Here is a 23,203-nt window from a genome sequence, read left to right as displayed (position 1 = left end):
AGCTCGCCGAAGCCGCCTTCGCACAGACCAAGGCCGCAGCTCCCGCCAGGGCCGCAGCTCCCGCGAAAGCCTCCCCAGCCGGCCGCGCCCAGGACAATGGATGGGAAGAGTTCTGATCGGCGCTTGCCAGGTCAGCCGGGCTGTCGGCTCAGTTGCGCCGACAGTTCGGGCCTCACATTGAGAGTCTGGAACACGACACAATAGCGCTCGGTGAGCTTGAGCAGGGTATCGAGCTTCTCCTGCGGCGCATCGGCCTCGATGTCGAAGAAGAGGCGGATCGCCTTGAATCCGACCGCGGCGTCCCTGGCGACGCCGAGCGTGCCGCGGAAGTCGAGGTCCCCCTCGGCTCGAACGACACCGTTCTTCAGCTCGATCTCCAGCGCCGTGGCGACGGCCTTCAGCGTGACGCCGGCACAGGCCACCAGCGCCTCCAGCAGCATATCGCCGGAACAGAGCTCGGCGCCGGACCCGCCGGTCGCGGGGTGCAGCCCGGCGAGCGCGATCGCCCGCCCGGTCTCCACCTTGCAGGCGATGTGCTGCTCGTCGAGCGCGCCGCGCGCCTTCAGCGTAACGACCGCAGCATCCGGGTTGCTGCGGTACTCCTCCTTGAGCGGCGCCTGAAGCGCGCGCAGGGCGGTGATGTCCATGGGCCAGAACCTCTCATTCGACGAAGGAGCGCGTTCAGCCGGTGATAGGATGAAGCTCGCCAGCAGACCAGAGGCGGCGCGCGCCGGCTGAGCTGCCGAGAATTCGGGCTGTGCCGATCGCCGCACTGCCGTGCTAGAACGAGGCAGCACTCAAGCCCGAGCCGACCTTGCTGCAGACCTCCGCCCCCCGCCTAGACCTGCCTCTGCCCGACATGCTTCAGACTCCCGAAGTCGGCGCGGCCCGGCTTCTCGACGGGCTGAAAGCGCGCGACAAGGCGGAGCAACGCCAGATCCTGGTCGGTGCCCTCAGGCAACTGCTCGATGATGGGCAGGCCTCGGCGCGCGCCATCCTGGCCGCACCCCGCAGCGGGCTCGCCTGCGCGCAACGCCTCTCGGCCGTGATGGACGCGGTGATGCGCGCGCTCCACACCGCCGCGACGGGCTATTTCTACCCTGTCGACAACCCGTCCCAATCGGAGCGCATCGCGGTCGCCGCGGTCGGCGGCTATGGGCGCGGCACGCTGGCGCCAGGCTCGGATGTCGACCTGCTCTTCCTGTTCCCGCACAAGCAGACGGCCTGGGGCGAGAGCGTGGTCGAATCGATGCTCTATCCCCTCTGGGACCTGAAGCTGAAGACCGGCCATTCGGTCCGCTCGATCGACGACTGCGTCCGCGAGGCGCGCGCCGACATGACGATCCGCACGGCGCTGCTGGAAGCGCGCTTCCTCGCCGGGGACAAGGCGCTCTTCGGCGAGATGATGCGCCGCTTCGACGCCGAGGTGGTGGAGGGCACGGCCGCCGCCTTCACCGAGGCGAAGCTCGCCGAGCGCGAGACGCGCGTGCAGCGCGCCGGTGCCTCCCGCTACCTCGTCGAACCCAACGTCAAGGACGGCAAGGGCGGGCTGCGCGACCTCAACACCCTGTTCTGGATCGCGAAATACGCCTACCGCGTCCATGATGCGGGCGAGTTGGTCGAGGCCGGCCTGTTCGACGCGCAGGAACTGCAGATGTTCGAGCGTTCGGAGGAGTTCCTCTGGCGCGTGCGCTGCTGGATGCATTTCATCACCGGCCGGGCCGAGGAGAGGCTTTCCTTCGACCTGCAGCGGCAGGTGGCGGCCGCCATCGGCTATGCCGGCCGAAAGGGCCAGGAGCCGGTCGAGCGCTTCATGAAGGCCTATTTCCTGGTCGCCAAGGATGTCGGGGACCTGACCGCCATCGTCTGCGCGGCGCTGGAGGCGCGCCAGCAGAAGCCTCGCGCCAGCTTCACACGCCTGCTCGGCTCCTTCGCCAAGCGCAAGCGCGTCCGGGCGCTGGGCCATGCCGATTTCACGCTGAAGAGCCAGCGCCTCACCGTCACCGACGACAGCGCCTTCGAGCGCGATCCGGTCAACCTGCTGCGGCTCTACCAGATCGCCAGCCGCGAGGACCTTGCGATCCACCCCGATGCCAGCAGGCTGGTGACGCAGTCGCTCAAGCTGGTGACGCCGGCGCTGCGCAACGACGTCGAGGCCAACCGCATCTTCCTGGAGATCCTCACCGGCCGGCGCTCGCCGGAGATGGTGCTGCGGCGGATGAACGAATCCGGCCTGCTCGGGCGCTTCGTCCCGGATTTCGGGCGCGTCGTCGCGATGATGCAGTTCAACATGTACCATCACTACACGGTGGACGAGCATCTGATCCGCGCCATGGGCGTGCTGGCGGAGATCGATGCCGGCTCGCTGGAGGCCGAGCATCCGCTTGCCAACGAGATCATGCCGACGATCGCGAACCGGCGCGCGCTTTATGTCGCGCTCTTCCTGCACGACATCGCCAAGGGCCGGCCGGAGGACCATTCGGCTGCCGGCGCGCGCATCGCCCGCAAGCTCGGGCCGCGGCTGGGACTGACGCCCAGCCAGACCGAGACGGTGGCCTGGCTCGTCGAGCACCATCTCGACATGTCGACGGTGGCGCAGAGCCGCGACCTCGGCGACCCGAAGACGATCGAGAGCTTCGCCGCGACCGTGCAGACGCTGGAGCGGCTGAAGCTGCTGCTGATCCTCACCGTCGCCGACATCAAGGCGGTGGGACCCGGTGTCTGGAACGGCTGGAAAGGCCAGCTCCTGCGCACGCTCTACTACGAAACCGAGCTCGTCTTGGCCGGGGGCCACTCGGCCATCGAACGCAAGGCGCGCGTGGCGCGCAAGCAGGACGGGCTGCGCGAGCGCCTCTCCGACTGGAGCGAAACGGAGCGCGAGACCTACATCGTGCGGCACTATCCGGCCTACTGGATCAAGGCGGACTCATCCCAGCAGGAGAAGCATGCCCGCTTCCTGCGCGAATCGGAGCGGGCCGGCGACACCACCGCGACGATGGTGGAGACCGACCAGTTCCGGGGGGTCACCGAGCTGACCGTGCTGGCGCCCGACCATCCGCGCCTGCTGGCGATCATCACCGGCGCCTGCGCGGCGGCCGGCGGCAACATCGTCGATGCGCAGATCGTCACCACCACCGACGGGCTTGTGCTGGACACCATCGCGGTCTCGCGCGCCTTCGACCGGGACGACGACGAACTGCGCCGCGCCGAGCGGATCGCCGCCGCGATCAAGCGGGCGCTGAAGGGCGAGATCAAGATCGCGGACCTCGTGGCGCAGCGGCGCGCGCCGCCGCCGCGCGGCCAGACCTTCCAGCTGGCGCCGGAGATCATCATCGACAATGTGCTCTCGGCCCGCCACACGGTGCTCGAGGTCTCCGGTCTCGATCGGCCAGGCCTGCTCTACGACCTGACGACAGCGATCGGGAAGCTCAACCTCAACATCGCCTCTGCCCATATCGCGACCTTCGGCGAAAAGGCCGTCGACGTGTTCTACGTCACCGATCTGACCAATGCGAAGATCGTTTCGACCGGCCGCCAGCTCGCCATCCGCAAGGCCCTGCTGGAAGTGTTCGAGCAGGAGGGCGCCAAGAGTCCCGCTCCGAAGGCCAAGCTCGCGGCGCGTGCTTGATTTAAGCGGCACAAGGCCCGATATCCACGGCGAATACGGCCGCGCCCGGGCGGCCGGACCAGATCCGGAGACCGGCCACATCCGGCTCCGCCAGACGATGGGAATTGGAAGACGCGATGACGCAGAACCCTGCGACCGAAGATCCGAACCTCGACGCTCATGCCGAGCAGCAGGCCGCCGCTCCCGAAGGCGGTCCTGATGCACAGATCGCGGCGCTGCAGGCCGAGCGCGACGATTTCAAGGACAAGCTGCTGCGCACGCTGGCGGAGATGGAGAACCTGCGCCGCCGCACCGAGCGCGAGATCGCCGATGCGAAGGCCTATGCGGTGACCAGCTTCGCCCGCGACATGCTCGGCTCCTCCGACAATCTGCGCCGTGCGCTGGAAAGCGTGCCGGCCGAGGCTCGCAACACCGCCGATGCGGTTTTCAAGGCCCTCCACGAGGGTGTCGAGCTGACCGAGCGCGACCTGCTGAAGACGCTGGAGCGTCACGGCGTGCGCAAGATCGATCCGCAAGGCGAGAAGTTCGACCCCAATCTGCATCAGGCGATGTTCGAGGCGCCCGACCCGACCGTTGCGAAGGGCATGGTCTCGAAGGTCGTGCAGTCCGGCTACAAGATCGGCGAGCGCGTGCTGCGCCCCGCCCTCGTCGGCGTCTCGGCCGGGGCACCCAAACCTGCGGATGCGCCTGCCCCCGAGGACGGCAACGGGCCGACGAGCCACTGAAACCATGTTCGAGGGTGCCGGCGTCGCCATCTTCGCGCTGACCGGTGCCCTCGTCGCGGCCCGCAAGGGCATGGATCCGCTCGGCTTCATCCTCCTTGCCACGGTCACCGGGGTGGGCGGCGGCACGCTGCGGGAATTGGTGCTCGGCCATAGCGCGCTGTGGGTGCGCGAGCCGTCCGACGTCATCATCTGCACGATGGTCGCGCTTTGCGCCTGGGCGCTCGCCTATCTCAGGCCGGGCGTGCTGGAAGGCTGGAGCGGGCGCAAGCTGCTGATCTGGGCCGATGCCGCCGGGCTTTCGCTCTTTGCCGTCGTGGGCACGCTGCGCGGGCTCGATGCCGGTGTGCCGGTGATCTCGGCCGTCGCGCTCGGCGCGATGACCGCCACCTTCGGCGGCGTGATCCGCGACGTGCTGGCCGGCGACAGGCCGATGGTGCTGTGGAGCCGGGATTTCTACGTCACCGCCGCAGCCGCAGGTGCGACCACCGCAGCGCTCCTGGCCGGGCTCGGCCTTCCGGGCCTTGCGGTGATGCTGGGCGGCATCGCGGCCGGTTTCGGTCTGCGTGCCGGCTCGCTGCTGTTCGGCTGGTCGTTTCCGCGCCTGCCGGGCAAGGGCGACTAGCTCAATCCGGCTTGGTCACCCGGCGCAGCGTCAGGTTGATCCGCCCGCCCTCCGGCAGCAGCGTCGAGGAACCGGACAGCACGCGGTCGATGCCGTGATAGGCCAGCCGCGCCTCCCCGCCGAAGATCAGCACGTCTCCGGAGGCGAGCTTCAGAGAAATCGTCTTTCCGCCGCGTGTCGTGCCGCCGATCCGGAACAGCGCGGCGTCGCCGAGCGAGACCGACAGCACCGGCGCGTCGAACGCCTGCTCGTCGCGATCCTGATGCAGTCCCATCTTGGCGCCCGAGGCGTAGTGGTTGACGAGGCAGGCTTCCGGCGGCTGCGGATAATCCGCAAGCTCATTCCAGAGCGTCAGAAGCGGCGCCGGCATCAGCGGCCAAGGCTCGCCGGTCTCGGGATGCAGCGGCTGGTAGCGGTAGCCGCGCTCGTCGGAGACCCAGCCCAGCGGGCCGCAATTGGTCATACGGACGGAAAAGGGCTTGCCGGTCTTCGGCATGCGCGGCTGGAAGAAGGGCGCCTGCCGCACGACGGCGCGCAGCTCAGCCAGCAACGCGCCCTGCTCCTCGGCCGAGAGACGGCCTGGCCAATGAACCACCCCTGGCGCGACGGCGATGCGCATCGCGATTCAGAGCGTCTCGACGCCGAGCACGTCGGCCATGGAATAAAGCCCGGCCGGCTTGCCGCGGCCCCACAGCGCAGCCTTCAGCGCCCCTTGCGCGAAGAGGCTGCGGTCCTCCGCGACATGGGCAAGTTCCAGTCTTTCGCCGGCGCCGGCGAAGATCACCTTGTGGTCGCCGGTGACGGTGCCGCCGCGCAGGGCGGAGAAACCGATCGTGCCCGGCTCGCGCGCACCGGTGATCCCGTCCCGCACCGCGACGCGCTTTTGGGCCAGCTCGACCTCCCGCCCTTCGGCAGCTGCCTCACCCAGCATCACGGCTGTGCCGGAGGGGGCATCGACCTTCATGCGGTGGTGCATCTCGAGGATCTCAATGTCCCAGTCGGTGCCGAGCGTCGCCGCGACCTTGCGCACCAGCGCCGCCAGCAGGTTGACGCCGAGGCTCATATTGCCTGAGCGGACGATGGGCGTGCGCTTCGCAGCCTCGGCCAGCTTCGCCAGATGGGCGGGCTCGAGGCCGGTCGTGCCAACGACGTGCAGAATGCCGGCTTCGGCGGCAAGGCCTGCGAAGGCGATGGTTGCCTCCGGCGAGGTGAAGTCCAGCACGCCATCGGCCTGGGCGAAGGCGGCCGGGGCATCCCCGGTCACGGGCAGGCCGAGCGCGGGAAGCCCGGCGAGGATGCCGGCATCCGTGCCGAGCGCGGCGGAGCCGGACCTTTCGACCGCCGCGGCCAGCCGGCACCCCTCAGCCTGTAGGATCGCCTTGATCAGCATGCGGCCCATGCGCCCGGCGGCACCGACGACGACGAGACGCATGTCACTCATGGAAGGCTCCGGCAGCGGCTGGGCAATCGGCAGATCGCTTTCGCTATAGTCCCGTTTTCGGCCGCTGCAACACCCGAAACCCGTAAACGAAAACGGCCGGGTTGCCCCGGCCGTCTCATTGTGTCGCTCGCAGGGATCAAGCGGCCTGCTGGATCGCCGACAGCTTCCAGTCGCCGCGGGGAGCGCGCTGGAAGGTCCAGTATTCCTGAACCTCCTGCGTCTTGTTCGGGTCGCCCTCGACGATCTGGCCGGTCTTGCGGTCATACATCGCGTTGATCAGGCTGAAGCGCATCGCGACGGTGGCAAAATCGCTGCCGTTCTCGTGCCAGGCCTGGGAGAGGTCGCCCTGAAGGAGCTTGACGTCGGAGACCCGATCGACGACGCCGCGGCGCACATTCGCCGTCAGGTCCTCGTCGAAATAGCCGAACATCTCCGGCGTGACGCGCTGGCGCAGGCCGGGCTCGTCCTCGTTCGAATAGGCGGCGTTGACCTCGCCGAGCAGGCGTTCGAAGGCGTTGAAATCCGCGCTCTGGAGCTCGATCGGCTGGGTCTGGGCCGCTGCAGTGGCGGCGCCGGCCGCACCCATCATGCCCATGCGCGCGCTGGCGTCGGCCGGCTCCGGCCGATAGCCGTCACGCGGCAGCGGCGCGCCGGCACTGGCGAGCTGCGGCTCGGACCGGCGACGGAAGAAGCGCAGTGCCAGCCAGATCACGCCTGCGATCAGCGCTGCCTGGAAGAGCAGGCCGATGAACCCGGACAGGCCACCGAAGCCCGCGCCCGAAAGCAGGCCGAACAGGCCCGCGCCGAGCAGGCCTGCGCCGATGCCCATCATCAGATTGCGGGCAAAGGACGGGCGGGCGGCCTGAGCGGCCGCACCGGCGGCCGGAGCAGCCATGGACGGCGCACTGCGCTGGAATTGCTGGCCACCGCCGGGGGTCGTCGCGGTCGGCGGCGGCGCCTGCCGCGAGAAGCTTCCACGGCTTCCCATGCTCTTGCCTCCGCCCGGCCGGGCTTCGGCAGCGAGGGGCAGGATCATCAGGGCGCCGGCGACCAGGGCAAGGGCGCGTCCGCGACGAGCGATCGAAATGAGAGACATTGTTCCTCCCGGAGCCCCCTTCGGGCTCGAACGGCTGGAATATGGTGCAGGCGCGCCTCGCCCGCAAGGCCAGCCACAGCTAACGATCTGAAATACTTACTATTTCGAAAGAGTACATAATCGTTCGCGGCCAAAGCCGGATGACCGCCCTGACGCTCGGAGCGGGCCGATGCTGCAAACGAAAGCGCCGCCGGACAACATCCGGCGGCGCTCTTCTCAAGGCTCTTGTGGCCTCAGCGACTCTCGAGACTGACGCTTCGTCAGAACGCTCCCAGCACGATCGCAATCATGAACACGAAGGCCGCGCCCATGAGCCATCGGTCGAGACGTAGCGTGACACTCATCACACCCTCCTGATGTCATTGACCTGTCACCAAGCTAGCAGAACCAGCGCAGGCCGCAAGGGGGCTGAAACGTGGCGAAGGGAGGGCGAAGGCTAAAACACGCCTAATGAAGCCTTAATTCATTGATTCAGCTTCGGCACACCGCCCTTCAAGCCCCTGATCGCGCAAGCTCATCCGGCGCTTGGCAGAACCGTTCCATTCGAGACCATATCTCTTCTTCTCCGTTTTTCTATGCGACGCCCAAATCCAGCAGCGATCAAGATTTGCATCAGATGAATTATCGACAGTTTTATCATGGATGGGGTCAGTTTCGGTGGTATCCGGCAAGGCGGGCATTAAGCAGTTCCAAAGCTGATTTAAGACCGTGTTCACCACCCCGGCGAAGTTAATCAGGCTGTGACCGCCAGGGCGCACCCGGTTGAGAAACCGTTCACCAGACCCTTCGCATTTGAAGGGTCATGCGACGCTCACATCTCGCTCTTCTTGCCCTCGGACTGGCCGGCGCGGCCAGCCTCGCCGGCTGCGGCAAGTTCCAGAAGCCGCAGCGCGCGCCCTGGCGCGACCAGGCGGAAGCGCAGTGCATGGCTTCCGGCCAGGTGCCGCTCTCGAACTATGTCAGCCTGCGCGGCAGGCCGATCGACGGGCCCGGGGTCTGCGGCATGCAGCAGCCGCTGAAGGTCACGGGCCTTCAGAACGGCAGTGTCGGCCTGACCAGCCCCGCCCTTCTCGCCTGTCCCGTCGTCGCGACCACCGACCAGTGGTTCGCGGAGGTGGTGCAGCCTGCCGCAATGAACGTGCTCGGTGCCCAGGTCGTCGAGATCCGCGCCGGCTCCTATTCCTGCCGGACGATGAACAACGGTACCTATACGACCGCGACCTCCGAGCATGCCTATGGCAATGCCGTCGACGTGTTCTCCTTCCGCCTGAGCGACGGGCGCGTCGTCACGGTGAAGGAGGGCTGGCGCGGCTCGCCGGAGGAGCAGAACTTCCTGCGCGAGGTGTTCGTCGGCGCCTGCACCTATTTCGGCACGGTGCTCGGCCCGGGCGCCGACCCGATGCATTACGACCACCTGCATATCGATCTCGCCCGCCACTCCAAGGGCCGGCATGTCTGCAAGCCGATCATCAAGTACACGCCGAACTACAACCTGCCGCCGCCGGACCCGGCGCGGGTCAATTCGGCCCAGCTGACGCCACGGCAGGCCGCGCCATCGGCCAATGCCTATGCGGGCGGGCCGATGCTGCGCCATCCGAGCGACGGGCTGCGGCCGCCGGGCGCGGTGCAGGGCGGCTATCCCGTCGCCAGTTACGGACGCTCCAACACGCTCGACGCGCAACAGCGCTTCCTGGAGGAATACGACGCGCAGCACGGCCAGCAGCCGCGGCGCTACCAGCCGCAGCCCCTGCCGAGCGAACAGCGTGGTCCCCTCGCCTTGCCCGGCGCGGTGGAGCCCACGGAGGAGAACGTGCTGGGCGACGGTGCGACCGGCGGTGTCGTCGACCAGCAGGGCTCGGAGGAGGCGCAGCCGATGATCACGCCCGAGCGCGACCCCTTCGCCTACAGCTCGGCGCGCACGAGGCCGCGCCGGTAGCCGCACGGAGCCTCACGGCGCGGCCAGCACCTGGCGGCATTCGGGCGGCAGCGCGTCGAGCCCCATCGGGGGCTTCGGCTTGGGTTTCGGTCCGGGCCTGGGCTTGGGCGGGTTGAAGATCGCCTCGTGCTGGCGCTCGACCCAGCCGGTCAGCTCGGCGCCGCAGCCATCGCCGAAATTCGGCGGCTCCTGCCCCTGGCAGCTTGCCATGCCGGCCGGACAGGCGAGCCTGATGTGGAAATGGTAGTTGTGGCCCCAGATCGGCCGCACCTTCTCCAGCCAGCTCCGGTCGCCCGGCTCGCGGCAGAGCGCGACCTTGATCGCCGGGTTGACGAAGATGCGCTCCACCTTCGGATCGGCCGAAACGGCGCGCAGCAGCCTGACATGGGACGGCGTCCAATGGCGCGGATCGACGTCGCGCCAGTCGGAGCGTGCCATGTTCACCGCCGGGACGTTCTCGCGCTGCTCGCGGCTGAGGCCGCCGCGTGGCATCGGCGTCAACCAGACATCGGCATCGAGCCCGATCTGGTGCGAGGCGTGGCCGGTCAGCATCGGCCCGCCGCGCGGTTGCGACATGTCGCCGACCAGCAGGCCGTTCCAGCCGGTGATGCGCGGCACGTCGCGGGCGAGTTTTTCGAGATAGTCGACCAGGATAGGATGGCCCCAGTTGCGGTGGCGATTCAGCCGCATGACCTGCCAGCTCGGCCCTTCTGTCGGCAGAGCTTCGCCGCCGGCGAGGCAGCCTCGCGCATAGGAGCCGATGGCACGCGGCGCCGACGTCGCGGCCGGCGTCGTCTTCTGGCCGAAGAGCGAACGGGCTGCATCGGGCCATGCGGCGATGTTGGCAGCGCGGGACTTCGCCTCTTGCTCCGCCGTCGACTGGGCTCGGGCGGCCAGTGGCAGCGCTGCGGCCAGCACAGCGAGGCAGGCGGTGATTCGGGCAGGAGATGTCATGGCCGGAGCATCGGTGGAGCAATCGAAGCGGGTCAAGCGGTCCCCTCTGGACAAGCGTGGCGGCGAATTGCAGCCTGTGACAAAGAGCCGGCCGGCAGGCCGGTGTTGGAGGGAAGCTCATGCTCGGACCGATCGACCGCCGCGCCCTGCTCGCAGGCGCCGGAGCCTCACTGCTGGCCGGAGGGACCGCCCGCGCCCAGGAGAACTGGCCGCAGGGGCGACAGGTCAAGCTGGTGGTTCCCTTCACCGCCGGCGGCGCCACCGACGTGCTTGGCCGGCTTGTCGCCGACAAGCTGGGCCAGACATGGGGCAGCGGCCTGATCGTCGAGAATCGGCCCGGCGCCGGCAGCAATATCGGCATCGAGGCCGTGGCGAAGGCCGCGCCCACCGGCGACACGCTGCTGATCGCCTCGGTCGGGCTCGCCACCAACCGTTATCTCTACGCCAAGGTGAACTACGACCCGGTCAAGGATCTGGCGCCGATCACCATGGTCGCGCTGGTGCCGAACCTGCTCGTCGTCCGCAACGACCTGCCGGTGAAGAGCGTCGCCGAGCTGGTCGCCTACGCCAAGGCCAATCCCGGCAAGCTGACCTACGCCTCCTCCGGCGTCGGCACCTCGCTGCACCTGGCCGGCGAGCTCTTCCAGAAGCTGACCGGCGCCAAGATGGTGCATGTCCCCTATCGCGGCTCGGCCCAGGCGATCCAGGACCTGATGGGCGGACGCGTCGACCTGATCTTCGACAACATCACCTCCGCCCTGCCCCACGCCAAGGCCGGCACGATCCGCCCGCTCGGTGTCTCGACCCTGAAGCGGGCGCCGACCGCGCCGGATTACCCCCCGATCGCCGAGACGATCCCCGGCTTCGACGTCTCCTCCTGGTTCGCGCTGTTCGCGCCGGCCAAGACCCCGCAGGCCATCGTCCAGAAGGTCTATCAGGACACCAAGGCCGGCCTCGCCGATCCAACGATGCGCGCGAAGATGGATGCGCTGGCAGCCGGGCCCGGCGGCTGGACACCGGAAGAGCTCGGCAAGTTCCTGCAAGCGGAACTGAAGAAATGGGGTGATCTGATCCAGGAGGCTGGGATCAAGGCCGAGTAGGCGGAACCGCGGCTTCTCTCGCGGTGTTGTCCCTTGCGAATGCGCCAGCCGGCGCAACGCAGGAGGAAAACACCATGTCCACGCTCGTCATCGTGCTGCTCGTCATCCTGCTGCTCGGTGGCGGCGGCTATTACGGGCATCGCAGCTACGGCACGGCCGGCCTCGGCGGCGCCGTCGGCCTTGTGCTGGTGGTGCTTCTGATCCTGTGGCTGCTCGGCGCGCTCGGCGGCGGGGTCGCTCCCCGCGTCTGATCGAGCGAAGGGTTAGCCGCCGGCGCCGTGCTCCCACGCGGCGACGGCGGCGGCCAGATCCTCCAGCGCCACGCCGACCGACTTGAACAGGGTGATGCCGCCGCCTTCCGGCCTGCCGGCAACCCGGCCATGACAGAGATCGGCGAGAGAGCCCGCCACCTGATCGGCGGTATAGCTGCCTTCGGCAATGGCGATGGCGACGTCGCCACCCTCCTCAATCGCCTTCACCGAATCGACGATGACCCGGGCGCGGTGCAGGGCATCCGCGTCTGCCTCGCGCATCTGCATGGTGAAGCCGCCGATGAGGTCGAGATGGGCCTCGCGCTTGAGCCAGTGGCCGTGGATCAGCGGCTCGGTGGCGTTGGTGGCACAGGAGATGATGTCCGCGGTCCTGGCCTCGCCTTCGAGATCCGTCGTGGCGTAGGCCTCGATGCCTTCCTTCGCCAGTTCGGCCACGACGGCCTCGGCCGCCTCGGGCCGGCGCGCCCAGACGGCGATGGTCGTCAGCGGGCGCACGGCGCGATGCGCCTTGATGACGAACGGGGCGAGGGAACCCGCCCCGACCATCAGCATGTGGCTGGCCTCGGGATTTGACATGTAGCGGGACGCCAGGGCCGAAGCCGCGGCAGTGCGCCAGAGCGTCAGGCGGTTGCCGTCCATCACCGCGAGCGGCTGGCCCGTGGCGCCGTCCATCAGCAGATAGGCGCCCAGCACGCCCGGCAGGTTGCGCTTGCCGTTGCCGAAGAAGACCGAGAGGATCTTGGTCCCGATATAGGGCTTTTCGGCATCCGGCGCGCTCCAGGCCGGCATGGTCAGCAGCACGGCCGGCTCCTCGCCCGGGCGCTCGATGCTGTACTGCGCGCGCTTGGGCGCGATAACATCGCTCCGGAAGGCGTCGTCGAGAATGTCGATCAGCGCCGGATAGCTCAGTGCCGCATCGAGCGCGGCGATATCGAACAGGCGCATCAGTTGCGGCCGCTGGTCAGGGCCGGCAGGGCGGAATCCGGTACGGCCGAGCGCAGGGCCTGCGTCTCGCTGCGGAGTGCCTCCACCTCGCGCCGGTTACGCCGGGCAGCCTTGCGGTGCTTGCCTTGCGCGAACCAGGAGGCGATGCCCCCGACGATCACGCCGAGGAAAACCGCCGCCAGAACGATCACGAAGAGCGGCACGTCATAGGACAGGGTCGGCATGTCGCGGCTGAAGGGGTCCAGCGAAATGCGGACCGAGCCCCGATTGGCGACCGAAAACAACACGATCACGAGCGCGATCGGCACCAATATCAACGCCTTGAAGAAGGCTTTCATGGCAGTCTCCGTGACGGCGCGCGCCTCACAGCGCTGCGCCGCTTTCCTGGCCCGGCTCAGGCCTTTCCGTTGAGGCGCAGGCGCAGCTCCTTGCCCGTCTTGAAGACGGGTACGAACTTCTCCTCGACCTCGACCGCATCACCGGTGCGCGGGTTGCGCCCGATACGCGCCGAACGCGCCTTGCGGGAAAAGGCTCCGAAGCCACGCAGCTCGACCCGGTCGCCGCGGGCCAGCGCCTTCACGATCTCGTCGAGGATCGCCGAAACGATGTTCTCGATGTCGCGCTGATAAAGATGGGTGTTGCGGTCGGCGATCCGCTGAACGAGTTCAGATTTAATCATCGCTGGATCATAACCATTTGTATCAAAATCACTTTTCAGCCGCAGGCTGCCAGAGCGCCAGAGGCTCGTCAAGCCGCAAGCCGACCGGCTGCTCGGCGGCCCGCGCGATCGAGGCCGCGAGCCCCTCCAAGCCGGCGACGCGGGCGGAGACTTCAGCGAGGCTCCAGAGGCTGAAGCCGGAAGAGCCGCTCTTGGGGCGCCAGTCGCGAACCTTCAGCTCCTTGGCGACGCCCTTCTCCTTCTCCAGCCAGGCGATGCCCTCGCGCTCGCCGCCGAGCTCGTCGATCAGCTTCAGCGCAAGCGACTGCCGGCCGGAATAGACGCGCCCATCCGCCGCCTTGTCGACCTGCGCATCGTCGAGGCGACGCCGGTCGTGCACCATCTGCTTGAACCAGCGGAAATTGTCATCGACGACGCTCTGCAGGGCGGCGCGCGCCTCAGGCGATGTCGGCTCGAAGCCGTTTGGCGCAGCCTTCAGCGGGCTCGACTTCACCTCCTCGACCTTGACGCCGACGGTGTTGAGAAGCTGGCCGACATTCGGGAACTGGAAGAGGACGCCGATGGAGCCGACGAGCGACGTCTCGCGGGCGACGATATGATCGGTGCTCATCGCGGCGATATAGCCGCCGGACGCCGCGAGGCCGCCGACCACCGTCACCATCGGCTTCTTGGCCGCAAGCTCGCGCAGGGCGATGTGCAGGGCCTCTGCGCCCGAGGTGGTGCCGCCGGGACTGCTGACATTGAGCACCACGGCGGAGACCGACTTGCTCTCCTCGACCGACTTGATCAGGTCGAGGGTGCGGCGGTCTCCGGAAATGAAGCCGGAAATGGTGATGCGCGCGATATGCGGGCCGGAGGTGCCGAAATTGACGTCACCGCGCCAGGCCAGGCCCCCGATCACCGCCGCGACGACCACGCCCAGAGTCGCCAGCACGCGCCAGAGCGTCAGCTTGCGGCGCAGGCTGCGGCGATCGGCGAGCAGGTCGGCATCGGTCGGCATGGGGAGGCTCCAGGCGGCTGCGGGCCCGTGATGTAGCCCCGTCCCGCCGGGCGGGCAAGGCAACGCTCTTCGCGCCATCGTGAAACAACCGGGGATTGCGACACTTGGCCCTTGTCAGCCCGAAACCGCCGCGACAGAAGTTCCCCTGGGTCAAAGGGGGCCTTCATCGATGACGAAGAAACTGATTTTGCTGGCGGCTCTGTTCGCCGCCGGCTGTGCGTCGCGCGCGGAGAACATCGCCGCCGCCTATGTCTCACCGCTCACCTACGGGCCGTATAGTTGCGAACAGCTGCGCGTCGAAGCGACACGCGTTTCGTCGCGGGCAATCGCCCTGAGCGGCACTCAGGACTCGAAGGCAACGGGCGATGCCGTCGCCACCGGAGTGGCGATCGTCATCTTCTGGCCGGCCGCGTTCTTCATCAAGGGCGATGGTGCGACCGGCGCCGAACTCGCACGCCTCAAGGGCGAGATGGAAGCGATCGAGCAGGTTTCGGTACAGAAGAAGTGCGGCATCGAGTTCCGTCGCGCGACGAGCTGATAGCCGGCACGTGAGACGGCGGCCGTCAGGCCATGGCAGCGGCTCGCGCCCGATCGAGCGCGAGCAGCGCCAGCCCGCTGGCGACCGAGCGGAAGGCGTCGCCGATATGCAGCCGCCCAGCGCCGAAGCGGCGCTCGAACAGGCTGCGGACGGCCGGCACGTATGAGGTGCCGCCCGTCATGAACACCGCCTCGATGCCGCCGGGCGCGACGCCCGCTTCGGCCAGCGCCCGATCCAGCGCCGTCTCGATCGCGCCGACATCCTCGGCGATCCACCGGTCGAACTCCGCGCGCCGGATGCGCCTCTCGATCGCGACGCCCGTCTGCCTGAAGCTGAGCGTGGCTTCATCCTGCCCGGAGAGCGCGATCTTGGCTGCGGAGACCGCCCGGTAAAGCTCGTATCCGAGATCGTATTCGATCACGGTGAGCAGGTCTTCCAGCTTGGCAGGCTCGACCGCGTCGCGGATGAGGGCATTGAGCTCGGCCATGGTCTCGCGGCTTTTCATCAGGGAGAGCTTGTGCCATTGCGCGAAGGCCGCGTGGTAATGCGCCGGGACGGGCAGGAGCTTGCCGAAGGAGCGGTATTCGGTGCCCTTGCCCAGCGCTGGCGAAACCGCATGCTCGATGATGCGGTAGTCGAAGGTATCGCCGGCAACGCCGACACCGGCATGGGACAGCGGGATGGCCTCCAGCCGGCCGCGCTGGCCAGGCTCGAAGCGCATCACCGAAAAGTCGCTGGTACCGCCGCCGAAATCGGCGACCAGCATGGTCTGCGGCGTCTTCAGGTCACGCGCATACCAGTAGGCGGCGCCGAGCGGCTCATAGGCGAAATCGACCTGGGCCATGCCGGCCTTGCCATAGGACGCGCGCAGCCGGCCGACCGCCAGCTCCTCGTCCGGCCGCTCGCCGGCGAAGACGACGGGCCGACCTGAAAGCAGGGGCAGCGCTCCGGCACCGTCGAGGTCTTTGGAGAGGTCGGTCAGGAAGACGCCGATCAGGTCCTCGAGCTTGAAGAGCTTGCCGAACAGACGTGTCTCCTGGAAGGCGCGGCTGGAGAGATGGGTCTTCAGCGACTGCAGGAAGCGATGCTCGCTCGTCATACCGAGCGCCATGTCAAGCGCGTCGGGACCGCTGACATGGGTGACGAAGCTCTCGGGTGGGCGGCCCTCGCGCCAGAACATCAGCGCCGAGCGATAGGCATCGACCGCACCCTGCCGGGTCGCGAAGGAGCGCGTCGTCACCGAACCATCGATGCCTGCCAGGGCGACCACGCTGTTGGTGGTGCCAAAATCAATGCCTATCGCCGCGGTGGTCATGCTGGTCTCTCTTTTCGTCAGGCATAGGCTGTCATCCCCGACAGGCGGCGAAGCCGCGCCGATCCGGGATCCATTCCGGAGCCCATACGGAGAGGTTCAGGAATGGATCCCGGCTCCGCCTCGCTGCGCCCGGGATGACGGCGAGGGTGTGACCGCGCCGGGAGCCGAAACAAAAGCCCGCGCGGATCTCTCCGCGCGGGCTGATCGAGATATCCGGCCGCCGCAGCGGCCGAATGATCACTTCTTGTCGGTGGCCTTCTTGAGCGCAGCGCCCAGGATGTCGCCGAGCGAGGCGCCGGAATCGGCGGAGCCGTACTGGGCCATCGCCTCCTTCTCTTCCGCCATCTCCAGGGCCTTGACCGAGACCTGGATCTTGCGGGCCTTCTTGTCGAAGAGCACGACGCGGGCGTCGATGCGCTCGCCGGCCGCGAAGCGCTCAGGGCGCTGCTCGGAGCGATCGCGGGCCAGCTCGGCGCGCTTGATGAAGGTCATCATGTCGGTGTCGGCGATCTTCACGTCGAGACCCGACTCCTTCACCTCGACCACCTCACAGGTGACGATCTGGCCCTTCTTGAACTCGCCGGCATCCACGAAGGGATCGCCGCCGAGCTGCTTGAGGCCGAGCGAGATGCGCTCCTTCTCGACGTCGACGTCGAGAACGACCGCCTGAAGGACGTCGCCCTTCTTGTACTCCTCGATGACCTGCTCGCCCGGACGGTTCCAGTCGAGATCCGAGAGATGGATCATGCCGTCGATGTCGCCTTCCAGGCCCAGGAACAGACCGAACTCGGTCTTGTTCTTGACCTCGCCCTCGACCGTCGAACCGGCCGGATGCTGCTCGGCGAAGACTTCCCACGGGTTGCGCAGGGTCTGCTTGAGGCCGAGCGAGATGCGGCGCTTGACCGGATCGACCTCGAGGATCGCGACGTCGACTTCCTGAGAGGTCGAGACGATCTTGCCGGGGTGGACGTTCTTCTTGGTCCAGGACATCTCGGAGACGTGGATCAGGCCTTCGATGCCCGGCTCCACTTCGACGAACGCGCCGTAGTCCGTGATGTTGGTCACGCGGCCCTTGAGGCGGGTGCCGACCGGATAGCGCTCGGCGATGCCGTCCCACGGATCGGCCAGCAGCTGCTTGATGCCGAGCGAGATGCGGTGCGTGTCCTGGTTGATCTTGATGATCTTGACCTTGACCGTCTGGCCGATGGTCACGACCTCGGACGGATGGTTGACGCGGCGCCAGGCCATGTCGGTGACGTGCAGCAGGCCGTCGATGCCGCCGAGGTCAACGAACGCACCGTATTCGGTGATGTTCTTGACGACGCCGTCGATGACCTGGCCCTCTTCGAGCGAGGCGACCAGCTCGGAACGAGCCTCGGCGCGGGTCTCTTCGAGGACGGTGCGGCGCGACACGACGATGTTGCCGCGGCGGCGATCCATCTTGAGGATCTCGAAGGGCTGCGGCTGGCCCATCAGCGGGCCGACGTCGCGGATCGGGCGGATGTCGACCTGCGAACGCGGCAGGAAGGCCACGGCGCCGTCGAGATCGACGGTGTAGCCGCCCTTGACGGTGTTGAAGATCATGCCGGTGACCTTCTCGCGGGCCTCGAAGGCCTTCTCGAGCTTGACCCAGCTCTCTTCGCGGCGGGCCTTGTCACGGCTGATGACGGCTTCGCCGAGCGCGTTCTCGATCCGGTCGAGATAGACCTCGACCTCGTCGCCGACGTTGATTTCCTGCTCCCGGCCGGGGCCGGTGAATTCCTTGAGGGCGACGCGACCTTCGGTCTTCAGACCGACGTCGATGATCGCCATATCCTTCTCAATGGCAACGACCTTGCCCTTGATGACGGAACCTTCGAGGGCTTCGTTCTTGGTGAAGGATTCTTCCAGCAGCGCGGCGAAATCCTCGCGGCCTGCGTTGTAGCTTTCAACTGCGGACATGTATTCTCCTGGAAGCCGGCCGCGTATCCCGCGGATGTCCGGCATGGCGCCTTGGGTTCGTGCTGCACGGCGGACCGGGCCCATCGGCGCCTCCTCCGGGGAGGCATGAGGCTCGCGAGAGCCTTCGGCGCCAGGCCGATGGTTCGATCCGCATCCTCGGGCCCGGCTCAAACGCGAAACGGGAGCCGGCCTCGTGGCCGCCCCCGGCTCATGATCGATCACGGCCCTTCGGACAGGGGCGATGTAGTGCAAGCCGGCGCCGAGAGCAAGACTTCCCCGAGGAAGAGCAACGGCGCGAGCACCCTCCTCGGCTTCGTCCTGGCGATGCGGCCGGAGGGTTCGGCCCCGCTCGGCAGGAGCGCAGGCTCCAGTCAGGCGACGAGCTTGTCGGGGTCGATCTCGAAGACCAGCGGATAGAAGGTAGCCCAGCGGCTCCAGCGCCGGCTGCCCGCCTCGCTTGCCGCCCAGAGCTTGCCGTCGGCGGCGCAACCCAGATCCTCGATGCCGCCGGGAGCCGGATAGCGGGCCAGGATCGCCCCGGTGCTCGGATCGAGGCAGGAGAGAAAGGCCGGCCTGTTGCCGGAGCTCTGCGATATCCAGGGCCGGCCGCGACGGTCGAAGGTCGCGCCCTGCACGAAGAGCGGCAGCGGGAAGCTCGCCGTCGCATCGGCGGGCGAGATCGTCTCCTTGTCCTCGCCCAGGATGCGACGCTGCGGCACGCGGTAGAGCGCCGCCTCGCCCTTGCGCCGATAGGCGCCGAACCAGAGCATTCCGTCCGATGCGGCCAGGAAGGACGGCCCCATTCCCTTGTCGACGAGGCGCTCGCCGAGCGGGGCACATTCGCCGCCCGCGCAGGAGCGAACGAGATCCAGCGCCAGCAGGCGGCCGGAATTGGCGACGAAAAGGACGTCCCCCGCGGCGGCGAGGCCCCCCGGATGGCCGTAGGTCGCAGGCAGGGCAAAGCTGCCGCGCAGCGCCCCGTCGGTCAGGGAAAGCCGGAAGACGCGGGAGAGCCCGCTGTCCTGATCGGATGTTTCGCTGCGATAGGCCGCGACCAGAATCTCGTCGCGAAAGACGGTCAGCCCCTGCGGGACGTAACCATCCTCGAGGCCCGGCACCCAGTAGCGCCGGCCGATCGCGGCCGCGTTCGGCACCTCGCTCAGCTCGCGAGGGTCATAACGCGGCTCGGCACCGGGCAGAACGGGCCGTGCCCTTGCCAGCCCCGGGATCAGCAGCGAGCCCGCCGCGGCAGCGAGGGCCGCCCGACGCGTCATCGCCATCGCGTCAGCGCCCGTTCCGGGCCCAATCGAGCGCTTCCTCGAGCCGATCATCGCCCCAGAAAGGCTCGTTGTCCTCGGTCACGAAGAAAGGGGCACCGAAGATGCCGATCGACTTGGCATATTCGATCTCCGCCTTGAGACGGCCCTTGATGTCTTCGCTGCGCGCCAGAGGAATCGCGGTGTTGGGCTCGGCGCCCGCCAGCTTCAGCGCACTGCTCAGCACCGGCTCGTCGGCGATGTTGCGGCCCTCGCAGAACTGGGCGCGGAACAGCGCTTTCGAAAAGGCCGGCGTCCAGCCTTCGTCGCGCCCCGCGAGTGCAAGCCGTGCGGCGGCCAGCGAGTTCTGCGGAAAATTCTCGGGCTTCATCATCGTGATGCCCTGCCGGCGAGCCCGCCGGCCTGTATCCCGCCACAGATAACGACCCTTGCTCGGATACAGGACGAAGGGCGAGGTCGTCATCCCCTGGGCCGCGAAGATCGGCCCCAGGAGGAAAGGCCGCCAGCGCAGCGAGACATCGGCCTCCTCGGCCAAGGCTTCGATTCTCATGGCGCTGAGGAAGGAATAGGGCGACGCAAACTCATACCAGAAGTCCAGGACGGGACGATTCGGCATTCAGCCTCCGAGCAAGTCGTCAGAATTCATGTCGGGCATCGCGAGCTTGAGCCTGCGGACGCCCGGCGGCAAGCATGCCGTGAACACACTAAAGTAGGGCTGAGATCGAACGAGCCTGACCTACCCATCACGGTGAGACGCGAAGCCGATCAGAATGTTCCGATTGCGTCGCCCCTGTCCCTGCGATAGTGCGCCATCTTGTCCGAAACGCGGCCCGGCCGGCCGCCAGCAGGAAATGAAGACAGATGGCTGACAGCAGCGTGAAAAAGGTCGTCCTCGCCTATTCCGGCGGTCTCGACACCTCGATCATCCTCAAATGGCTGCAGACCACCTATCGATGCGAGGTGGTGACGTTCACCGCCGATCTCGGCCAGGGCGAGGAGCTGGGGCCGGCGCGCGACAAGGCGCTGCTGCTCGGCATCAAGCCAGAGAACATCTATATCGAGGATCTGCGCGAGGAATTCGTGCGCGACTACGTCTTCCCGATGTTCCGCGCGAATGCCGCCTATGAGGGCGTCTATCTGCTCGGCACCTCGATCGCGCGTCCGCTGATCGCCAAGAAGCTGATCGAGATCGCCGAGAAGACCGGCGCCGACGCCGTCTCCCACGGCGCAACCGGCAAGGGCAACGACCAGGTCCGCTTCGAGTTGACCGCCTATGCGCTCAAGCCGGACGTCGTCGTGATCGCGCCCTGGCGCGAATGGGACCTGCGCTCGCGCGAGCAGCTCCTCGCCTTCGCCGAGCAGCACCAGATTCCGATCGCCAAGGACAAGCGGGGCGAAGCGCCGTTCTCGGTCGACGCCAATCTCCTGCACGCCTCGTCCGAGGGCAAGGTGCTGGAGGATCCGGCGGTCGAGGTGCCTGATTACGTCTATTCGCGCACGATCTCGCCGGAAGACGCGCCTGACAAGCCGACGATCATCACGGTTTCCTTCGAGAAGGGCGACGCGACCGCGATCGACGGCGTGAAGCTCTCGCCCGCGACGCTGCTCGCCAAGCTCAACGATCTCGGCCGCGACAACGGCATCGGCCGCCTCGACCTCGTCGAGAACCGCTTCGTCGGCATGAAGAGCCGCGGCATGTACGAGACGCCCGGCGGCACGATCCTGCACGCCGCTCATCGCGCCATCGAGTCGATCACGCTCGACCGCGGCGCGGCGCATCTCAAGGACCAGATCATGCCGCAATATGCGGAGCTGATCTATAATGGTTTCTGGTTCTCGCCGGAGCGCGAGATGCTGCAGGCACTGATCGACAAGAGCCAGGAATTCGTCACCGGCGATGTCCGCCTCAAGCTCTACAAGGGCGGCGTCCATGTCATCGGCCGGTCGAGCGACTATTCGCTCTACGACCAGGACCTCGTCACCTTCGAGGAAGGCGCCGTGGCCTACGACCACCGCGACGCGGCGGGCTTCATCAAGCTCAACGCGCTGCGCCTGCGCACGCTCGGCCAGCGCAAGAAGAAGCTGGGTCTCTGACGCGCGCAAGCGTCGAGGGCTTTGCAACATCATCGACCCGGCGCGTTCGCCCGCGCCGGGTTTTCATATGCGCTGGCGAACCCTCGCCATGCTCGCGCGTTCAGGGCTCACCCCTCCTGTGAGTACCTTTGCATGAAACTCTGCTCCATCATCGCCGCCGGTTTTCTCGTCGCGGGACCCGCGATCGCTCAGGAAATCGCGCCGAGCAAGCCGGCGACGCCCGAGATCGCAACCTGCAAGAAGGCGGCGCTCGAGACGCTGTCCGCCCAGGACCCCGACATCAAGGATATCTACATCGACGAGGATGGCGCGACCGTGGCGGTTTCGGAATCCAAGATCGAAACCATCCCGGTGACACGCATCGTGATGTCCGAGGCCTATCTGCGCACCGACCGCTCGGACAAGCCGCGCCGCTTCCTGTGCCTGCTCGGCGAGAAGAACAAGGTGCTGCTGACCTTCTTCACGGCCCGCTGACGAGAGCCTCAAGTGGATCAGGGCTTGTCGACCACCTCGGTCGACGGGCGGTCATGGCCGTCCGCGAGCTCCTCGTGCCACTGGCCCTGGTTGTCCTGGTAGACGATGCCGTCCGTGCTGCCGGCCACCGTCTGGCGGGCGGCAGCATCCGTCGCCGCCTTGAGGGCCACCTCGTGCGAGGGGTAGGTTTCCGAGAGGACGTCGCCGACCTTGTAGGCCCAGCCGCCATCGTGCTCGACCACCTCGTATCTGACCTTGCTCATGCGCCTTCTCCTTCTCGTCGGAAAGAACGGCGGCGCGATCGCCGGGTTCCAGAGAGTTCGTCTACTCGCCGTTTCCGGTGTCGGCCGCCCGCAGGCTGTCGAGAACCGGCATCGAGGTGATGTGGTAGCCGGCATCGACATGGTGGATGTCGCCCGTGACGCCGCCCGACAGGTCGGAGAGGTAGTAGAGCGCCGAGCCGCCGATTTCGTCGAGCGTCACCGATTTGCGCAAAGGCGAGTGCGCGCGCTGCCAGGAGAGCATGGCGCGCGCATCCGAGATGCCGGCGCCGGCCAGCGTCCGGACGGGGCCGGGCGAGAGCGCGTTGACGCGGATGCCGCGCGGGCCGTAGTCGCCGGCGAGATAGCGCACGCTCGCCTCCAGCGCCGCCTTGGCCACGCCCATGACGTTGTAGTTCGGCATGATGCGCATCGAACCGCCATAGGTCAGCGTCAGCATGCTGCCGCCATTGGGCATGCGGGCTGCGGCGCGCTTTGCCGCCTCCGTGAAGGAGAAGCAGGAGATCACCATGGTCCGCGAGAAATTTTCGCGGCTGGTATCGGCATAGAGCCCCTTGAGCTCGTTCTTGTCGGAGAAGCCGATGGCATGGACGATGAAGTCCAGCGTGTTGAGCGCGGGATCGCCGCCCCAGGCTTCGTCGATCGCGGCGAAGGCCGAATCCACGGAAGCGATGTCCTCGACATCGCAGGGGATGACGAGCCTGGAGCCGATGCTGTCGGCCAGAGGCTTCACCCGCTTGCCCAGCGCCTCGCCCTGATAGGTGAAGGCAAGCTCGGCTCCATGCGCGTGCAGGGTCCGGGCGATGCCCCAGGCGATCGAGTTCTGGTTGGCGACCCCCATGACGAGGCCGCGCTTGTTCTGCATCAGCGGCAGCATGGCGCCCC

Annotated in this window: 25 protein-coding genes; 9 read left to right on the top strand and 16 right to left on the bottom strand. The window is 67.4% G+C overall.

Going from position 1 to position 23,203, the window contains the following annotated elements; all coding sequences use genetic code 11:
* Positions 1 to 131: 131 nt before the first annotated feature.
* The gene (locus tag BW981_RS17970; RefSeq protein ID WP_076441727.1) at positions 132 to 647 is read right to left on the bottom strand and encodes an OsmC family protein; all 516 of its coding nucleotides are present in this window, start codon (positions 645 to 647) and stop codon (positions 132 to 134) included.
* Positions 648 to 859: 212 nt separating this feature from the next.
* On the opposite strand from BW981_RS17970, the gene BW981_RS17965 reads away from it, so the two are divergent.
* The 3 genes from BW981_RS17965 (at position 860) to BW981_RS17955 (ending at position 4,975) form a co-directional block, all read left to right on the top strand.
* On the top strand, positions 860 to 3,628 hold the full coding sequence (locus tag BW981_RS17965) for a [protein-PII] uridylyltransferase (protein WP_076441735.1): 2,769 nt from the start codon (positions 860 to 862) through the stop codon (positions 3,626 to 3,628).
* 116 nt (positions 3,629 to 3,744) lie between these two features.
* Positions 3,745 to 4,353: a nucleotide exchange factor GrpE gene (gene grpE, locus BW981_RS17960; RefSeq protein ID WP_076441733.1), complete on the top strand. Its 609-nt coding sequence runs from the start codon at positions 3,745 to 3,747 to the stop codon at positions 4,351 to 4,353.
* A 4-nt stretch (positions 4,354 to 4,357) separates the two neighbouring features.
* Positions 4,358 to 4,975 carry a trimeric intracellular cation channel family protein gene (locus tag BW981_RS17955; protein WP_076441725.1) on the top strand — a complete coding sequence of 206 codons (618 nt, stop codon included), beginning with the start codon at positions 4,358 to 4,360 and terminating at the stop codon, positions 4,973 to 4,975.
* Position 4,976: 1 nt separating this feature from the next.
* Here the strand turns inward: BW981_RS17955 and BW981_RS17950 are convergent, their stop codons facing one another.
* The 4 genes from BW981_RS17950 to BW981_RS22695 all read right to left on the bottom strand — a co-directional run bounded on the left by BW981_RS17950 (position 4,977) and on the right by BW981_RS22695 (position 8,192).
* The gene (locus BW981_RS17950; RefSeq protein ID WP_076441723.1) at positions 4,977 to 5,594 is read right to left on the bottom strand and encodes an alpha-ketoglutarate-dependent dioxygenase AlkB family protein; all 618 of its coding nucleotides are present in this window, start codon (positions 5,592 to 5,594) and stop codon (positions 4,977 to 4,979) included.
* 6 nt (positions 5,595 to 5,600) lie between these two features.
* Positions 5,601 to 6,407 carry a 4-hydroxy-tetrahydrodipicolinate reductase gene (dapB, locus tag BW981_RS17945; protein WP_076441720.1) on the bottom strand — a complete coding sequence of 269 codons (807 nt, stop codon included), beginning with the start codon at positions 6,405 to 6,407 and terminating at the stop codon, positions 5,601 to 5,603.
* 145 nt (positions 6,408 to 6,552) lie between these two features.
* On the bottom strand, positions 6,553 to 7,512 hold the full coding sequence (locus BW981_RS17940; RefSeq protein ID WP_076441719.1) for a Tim44 domain-containing protein: 960 nt from the start codon (positions 7,510 to 7,512) through the stop codon (positions 6,553 to 6,555).
* A 458-nt stretch (positions 7,513 to 7,970) separates the two neighbouring features.
* On the bottom strand, positions 7,971 to 8,192 hold the full coding sequence (locus BW981_RS22695) for a hypothetical protein (protein WP_139333831.1): 222 nt from the start codon (positions 8,190 to 8,192) through the stop codon (positions 7,971 to 7,973).
* A 122-nt stretch (positions 8,193 to 8,314) separates the two neighbouring features.
* On the opposite strand from BW981_RS22695, the gene BW981_RS17935 reads away from it, so the two are divergent.
* Positions 8,315 to 9,448, top strand: a complete 1,134-nt coding sequence (locus tag BW981_RS17935; protein ID WP_076441717.1) for an extensin-like domain-containing protein — start codon at positions 8,315 to 8,317, stop codon at positions 9,446 to 9,448.
* A gap of 12 nt (positions 9,449 to 9,460) precedes the next feature.
* Here the strand turns inward: BW981_RS17935 and mepA are convergent, their stop codons facing one another.
* Positions 9,461 to 10,402 (bottom strand): penicillin-insensitive murein endopeptidase, encoded by a 942-nt coding sequence (gene mepA / locus BW981_RS17930; RefSeq protein ID WP_076441731.1) that lies wholly within the window; start codon positions 10,400 to 10,402, stop codon positions 9,461 to 9,463.
* Between the two features lie 119 nt (positions 10,403 to 10,521).
* Here mepA and BW981_RS17925 point away from each other — a divergent pair, with 119 nt between their 5' ends.
* Together BW981_RS17925 and BW981_RS17920 are read left to right on the top strand one after the other, a co-directional pair.
* Positions 10,522 to 11,502: a Bug family tripartite tricarboxylate transporter substrate binding protein gene (locus tag BW981_RS17925; protein ID WP_076441715.1), complete on the top strand. Its 981-nt coding sequence runs from the start codon at positions 10,522 to 10,524 to the stop codon at positions 11,500 to 11,502.
* A 74-nt stretch (positions 11,503 to 11,576) separates the two neighbouring features.
* Positions 11,577 to 11,753 carry a DUF3309 family protein gene (locus BW981_RS17920; RefSeq protein WP_076441713.1) on the top strand — a complete coding sequence of 59 codons (177 nt, stop codon included), beginning with the start codon at positions 11,577 to 11,579 and terminating at the stop codon, positions 11,751 to 11,753.
* Between the two features lie 12 nt (positions 11,754 to 11,765).
* Here the strand turns inward: BW981_RS17920 and BW981_RS17915 are convergent, their stop codons facing one another.
* Genes BW981_RS17915 through sppA form a run of 4 tightly spaced genes read right to left on the bottom strand, consistent with a single transcriptional unit; the run spans position 11,766 to position 14,398 of the window.
* Positions 11,766 to 12,719 (bottom strand): bifunctional Delta(1)-pyrroline-2-carboxylate/Delta(1)-piperideine-2-carboxylate reductase, encoded by a 954-nt coding sequence (locus BW981_RS17915; RefSeq protein WP_076441711.1) that lies wholly within the window; start codon positions 12,717 to 12,719, stop codon positions 11,766 to 11,768.
* A complete protein-coding gene (locus BW981_RS17910; RefSeq protein ID WP_076441709.1) occupies positions 12,719 to 13,057 on the bottom strand; it encodes a LapA family protein in 339 nt (112 codons plus the stop codon). Before BW981_RS17910 ends, BW981_RS17915 begins: the two co-directional genes overlap by 1 nt.
* A 56-nt stretch (positions 13,058 to 13,113) precedes the next feature.
* Complete coding sequence (gene ihfB / locus BW981_RS17905; RefSeq protein WP_076441707.1) at positions 13,114 to 13,398, bottom strand: integration host factor subunit beta; 285 nt, start codon at positions 13,396 to 13,398, stop codon at positions 13,114 to 13,116.
* A 28-nt stretch (positions 13,399 to 13,426) separates the two neighbouring features.
* Positions 13,427 to 14,398, bottom strand: a complete 972-nt coding sequence (sppA, locus tag BW981_RS17900) for a signal peptide peptidase SppA (RefSeq protein WP_076441706.1) — start codon at positions 14,396 to 14,398, stop codon at positions 13,427 to 13,429.
* Between the two features lie 169 nt (positions 14,399 to 14,567).
* Here sppA and BW981_RS17895 point away from each other — a divergent pair, with 169 nt between their 5' ends.
* Positions 14,568 to 14,936 (top strand): hypothetical protein, encoded by a 369-nt coding sequence (locus tag BW981_RS17895; protein ID WP_076441704.1) that lies wholly within the window; start codon positions 14,568 to 14,570, stop codon positions 14,934 to 14,936.
* 25 nt (positions 14,937 to 14,961) lie between these two features.
* Here the strand turns inward: BW981_RS17895 and BW981_RS17890 are convergent, their stop codons facing one another.
* The 4 genes from BW981_RS17890 to BW981_RS17875 all read right to left on the bottom strand — a co-directional run bounded on the left by BW981_RS17890 (position 14,962) and on the right by BW981_RS17875 (position 20,085).
* Positions 14,962 to 16,251 (bottom strand): Hsp70 family protein, encoded by a 1,290-nt coding sequence (locus BW981_RS17890; RefSeq protein WP_076441702.1) that lies wholly within the window; start codon positions 16,249 to 16,251, stop codon positions 14,962 to 14,964.
* Between the two features lie 237 nt (positions 16,252 to 16,488).
* The gene (gene rpsA / locus BW981_RS17885; protein WP_076441700.1) at positions 16,489 to 18,192 is read right to left on the bottom strand and encodes a 30S ribosomal protein S1; all 1,704 of its coding nucleotides are present in this window, start codon (positions 18,190 to 18,192) and stop codon (positions 16,489 to 16,491) included.
* 371 nt (positions 18,193 to 18,563) lie between these two features.
* Positions 18,564 to 19,472 carry an NHL repeat-containing protein gene (locus BW981_RS17880; protein WP_076441698.1) on the bottom strand — a complete coding sequence of 303 codons (909 nt, stop codon included), beginning with the start codon at positions 19,470 to 19,472 and terminating at the stop codon, positions 18,564 to 18,566.
* 4 nt (positions 19,473 to 19,476) lie between these two features.
* Positions 19,477 to 20,085, bottom strand: coding sequence for a 2-hydroxychromene-2-carboxylate isomerase (locus BW981_RS17875; protein ID WP_076441696.1), 609 nt, complete (start codon positions 20,083 to 20,085; stop codon positions 19,477 to 19,479).
* Positions 20,086 to 20,330: 245 nt separating this feature from the next.
* On the opposite strand from BW981_RS17875, the gene BW981_RS17870 reads away from it, so the two are divergent.
* Positions 20,331 to 21,563 carry an argininosuccinate synthase gene (locus BW981_RS17870; protein ID WP_076441694.1) on the top strand — a complete coding sequence of 411 codons (1,233 nt, stop codon included), beginning with the start codon at positions 20,331 to 20,333 and terminating at the stop codon, positions 21,561 to 21,563.
* A 132-nt stretch (positions 21,564 to 21,695) separates the two neighbouring features.
* Entirely contained in the window at positions 21,696 to 22,037 is a 342-nt protein-coding gene (locus BW981_RS17865; protein WP_083712459.1) for a hypothetical protein, read from the top strand.
* Between the two features lie 17 nt (positions 22,038 to 22,054).
* Here the strand turns inward: BW981_RS17865 and BW981_RS17860 are convergent, their stop codons facing one another.
* Complete coding sequence (locus tag BW981_RS17860) at positions 22,055 to 22,300, bottom strand: DUF2188 domain-containing protein (protein ID WP_076441690.1); 246 nt, start codon at positions 22,298 to 22,300, stop codon at positions 22,055 to 22,057.
* A 61-nt stretch (positions 22,301 to 22,361) separates the two neighbouring features.
* Positions 22,362 to 23,195: an enoyl-ACP reductase FabI gene (gene fabI / locus BW981_RS17855; RefSeq protein ID WP_076441688.1), complete on the bottom strand. Its 834-nt coding sequence runs from the start codon at positions 23,193 to 23,195 to the stop codon at positions 22,362 to 22,364.
* Positions 23,196 to 23,203: the final 8 nt, after the last annotated feature.

Source organism: Allobosea sp. TND4EK4 (assembly GCF_900156025.1).
Lineage (GTDB): Bacteria > Pseudomonadota > Alphaproteobacteria > Rhizobiales > Beijerinckiaceae > Allobosea.
Note: the sequence above shows the minus strand (reverse complement) of the source record. Positions and strands in the feature narration are given on the sequence as shown.

Excerpts from the sequence above, each read along its gene's own strand:
- BW981_RS17925 (WP_076441715.1), top strand. The coding sequence starts at position 10,522 with ATGCTCGGACCGATCGACCGCCGCGCCCTGCTCGCAGGCGCCGGAGCC.
- ihfB (WP_076441707.1), bottom strand. The coding sequence starts at position 13,398 with ATGATTAAATCTGAACTCGTTCAGCGGATCGCCGACCGCAACACCCAT.
- BW981_RS17875 (WP_076441696.1), bottom strand. The coding sequence starts at position 20,085 with ATGCCGAATCGTCCCGTCCTGGACTTCTGGTATGAGTTTGCGTCGCCC.
- sppA (WP_076441706.1), bottom strand. The coding sequence starts at position 14,398 with ATGCCGACCGATGCCGACCTGCTCGCCGATCGCCGCAGCCTGCGCCGC.
- dapB (WP_076441720.1), bottom strand. The coding sequence starts at position 6,407 with ATGCGTCTCGTCGTCGTCGGTGCCGCCGGGCGCATGGGCCGCATGCTG.
- BW981_RS17895 (WP_076441704.1), top strand. The coding sequence starts at position 14,568 with ATGACGAAGAAACTGATTTTGCTGGCGGCTCTGTTCGCCGCCGGCTGT.
- BW981_RS17935 (WP_076441717.1), top strand. The coding sequence starts at position 8,315 with ATGCGACGCTCACATCTCGCTCTTCTTGCCCTCGGACTGGCCGGCGCG.
- BW981_RS17915 (WP_076441711.1), bottom strand. The coding sequence starts at position 12,719 with ATGCGCCTGTTCGATATCGCCGCGCTCGATGCGGCACTGAGCTATCCG.
- BW981_RS17910 (WP_076441709.1), bottom strand. The coding sequence starts at position 13,057 with ATGAAAGCCTTCTTCAAGGCGTTGATATTGGTGCCGATCGCGCTCGTG.
- BW981_RS17890 (WP_076441702.1), bottom strand. The coding sequence starts at position 16,251 with ATGACCACCGCGGCGATAGGCATTGATTTTGGCACCACCAACAGCGTG.
- rpsA (WP_076441700.1), bottom strand. The coding sequence starts at position 18,192 with ATGTCCGCAGTTGAAAGCTACAACGCAGGCCGCGAGGATTTCGCCGCG.
- fabI (WP_076441688.1), bottom strand. The coding sequence starts at position 23,195 with ATGCTGCCGCTGATGCAGAACAAGCGCGGCCTCGTCATGGGGGTCGCC.
- BW981_RS17955 (WP_076441725.1), top strand. The coding sequence starts at position 4,358 with ATGTTCGAGGGTGCCGGCGTCGCCATCTTCGCGCTGACCGGTGCCCTC.
- BW981_RS22695 (WP_139333831.1), bottom strand. The coding sequence starts at position 8,192 with ATGCCCGCCTTGCCGGATACCACCGAAACTGACCCCATCCATGATAAA.
- BW981_RS17940 (WP_076441719.1), bottom strand. The coding sequence starts at position 7,512 with ATGTCTCTCATTTCGATCGCTCGTCGCGGACGCGCCCTTGCCCTGGTC.
- grpE (WP_076441733.1), top strand. The coding sequence starts at position 3,745 with ATGACGCAGAACCCTGCGACCGAAGATCCGAACCTCGACGCTCATGCC.
- BW981_RS17880 (WP_076441698.1), bottom strand. The coding sequence starts at position 19,472 with ATGGCGATGACGCGTCGGGCGGCCCTCGCTGCCGCGGCGGGCTCGCTG.
- BW981_RS17965 (WP_076441735.1), top strand. The coding sequence starts at position 860 with ATGCTTCAGACTCCCGAAGTCGGCGCGGCCCGGCTTCTCGACGGGCTG.
- BW981_RS17865 (WP_083712459.1), top strand. The coding sequence starts at position 21,696 with ATGAAACTCTGCTCCATCATCGCCGCCGGTTTTCTCGTCGCGGGACCC.
- BW981_RS17950 (WP_076441723.1), bottom strand. The coding sequence starts at position 5,594 with ATGCGCATCGCCGTCGCGCCAGGGGTGGTTCATTGGCCAGGCCGTCTC.
- BW981_RS17920 (WP_076441713.1), top strand. The coding sequence starts at position 11,577 with ATGTCCACGCTCGTCATCGTGCTGCTCGTCATCCTGCTGCTCGGTGGC.
- BW981_RS17860 (WP_076441690.1), bottom strand. The coding sequence starts at position 22,300 with ATGAGCAAGGTCAGATACGAGGTGGTCGAGCACGATGGCGGCTGGGCC.
- mepA (WP_076441731.1), bottom strand. The coding sequence starts at position 10,402 with ATGACATCTCCTGCCCGAATCACCGCCTGCCTCGCTGTGCTGGCCGCA.
- BW981_RS17970 (WP_076441727.1), bottom strand. The coding sequence starts at position 647 with ATGGACATCACCGCCCTGCGCGCGCTTCAGGCGCCGCTCAAGGAGGAG.
- BW981_RS17870 (WP_076441694.1), top strand. The coding sequence starts at position 20,331 with ATGGCTGACAGCAGCGTGAAAAAGGTCGTCCTCGCCTATTCCGGCGGT.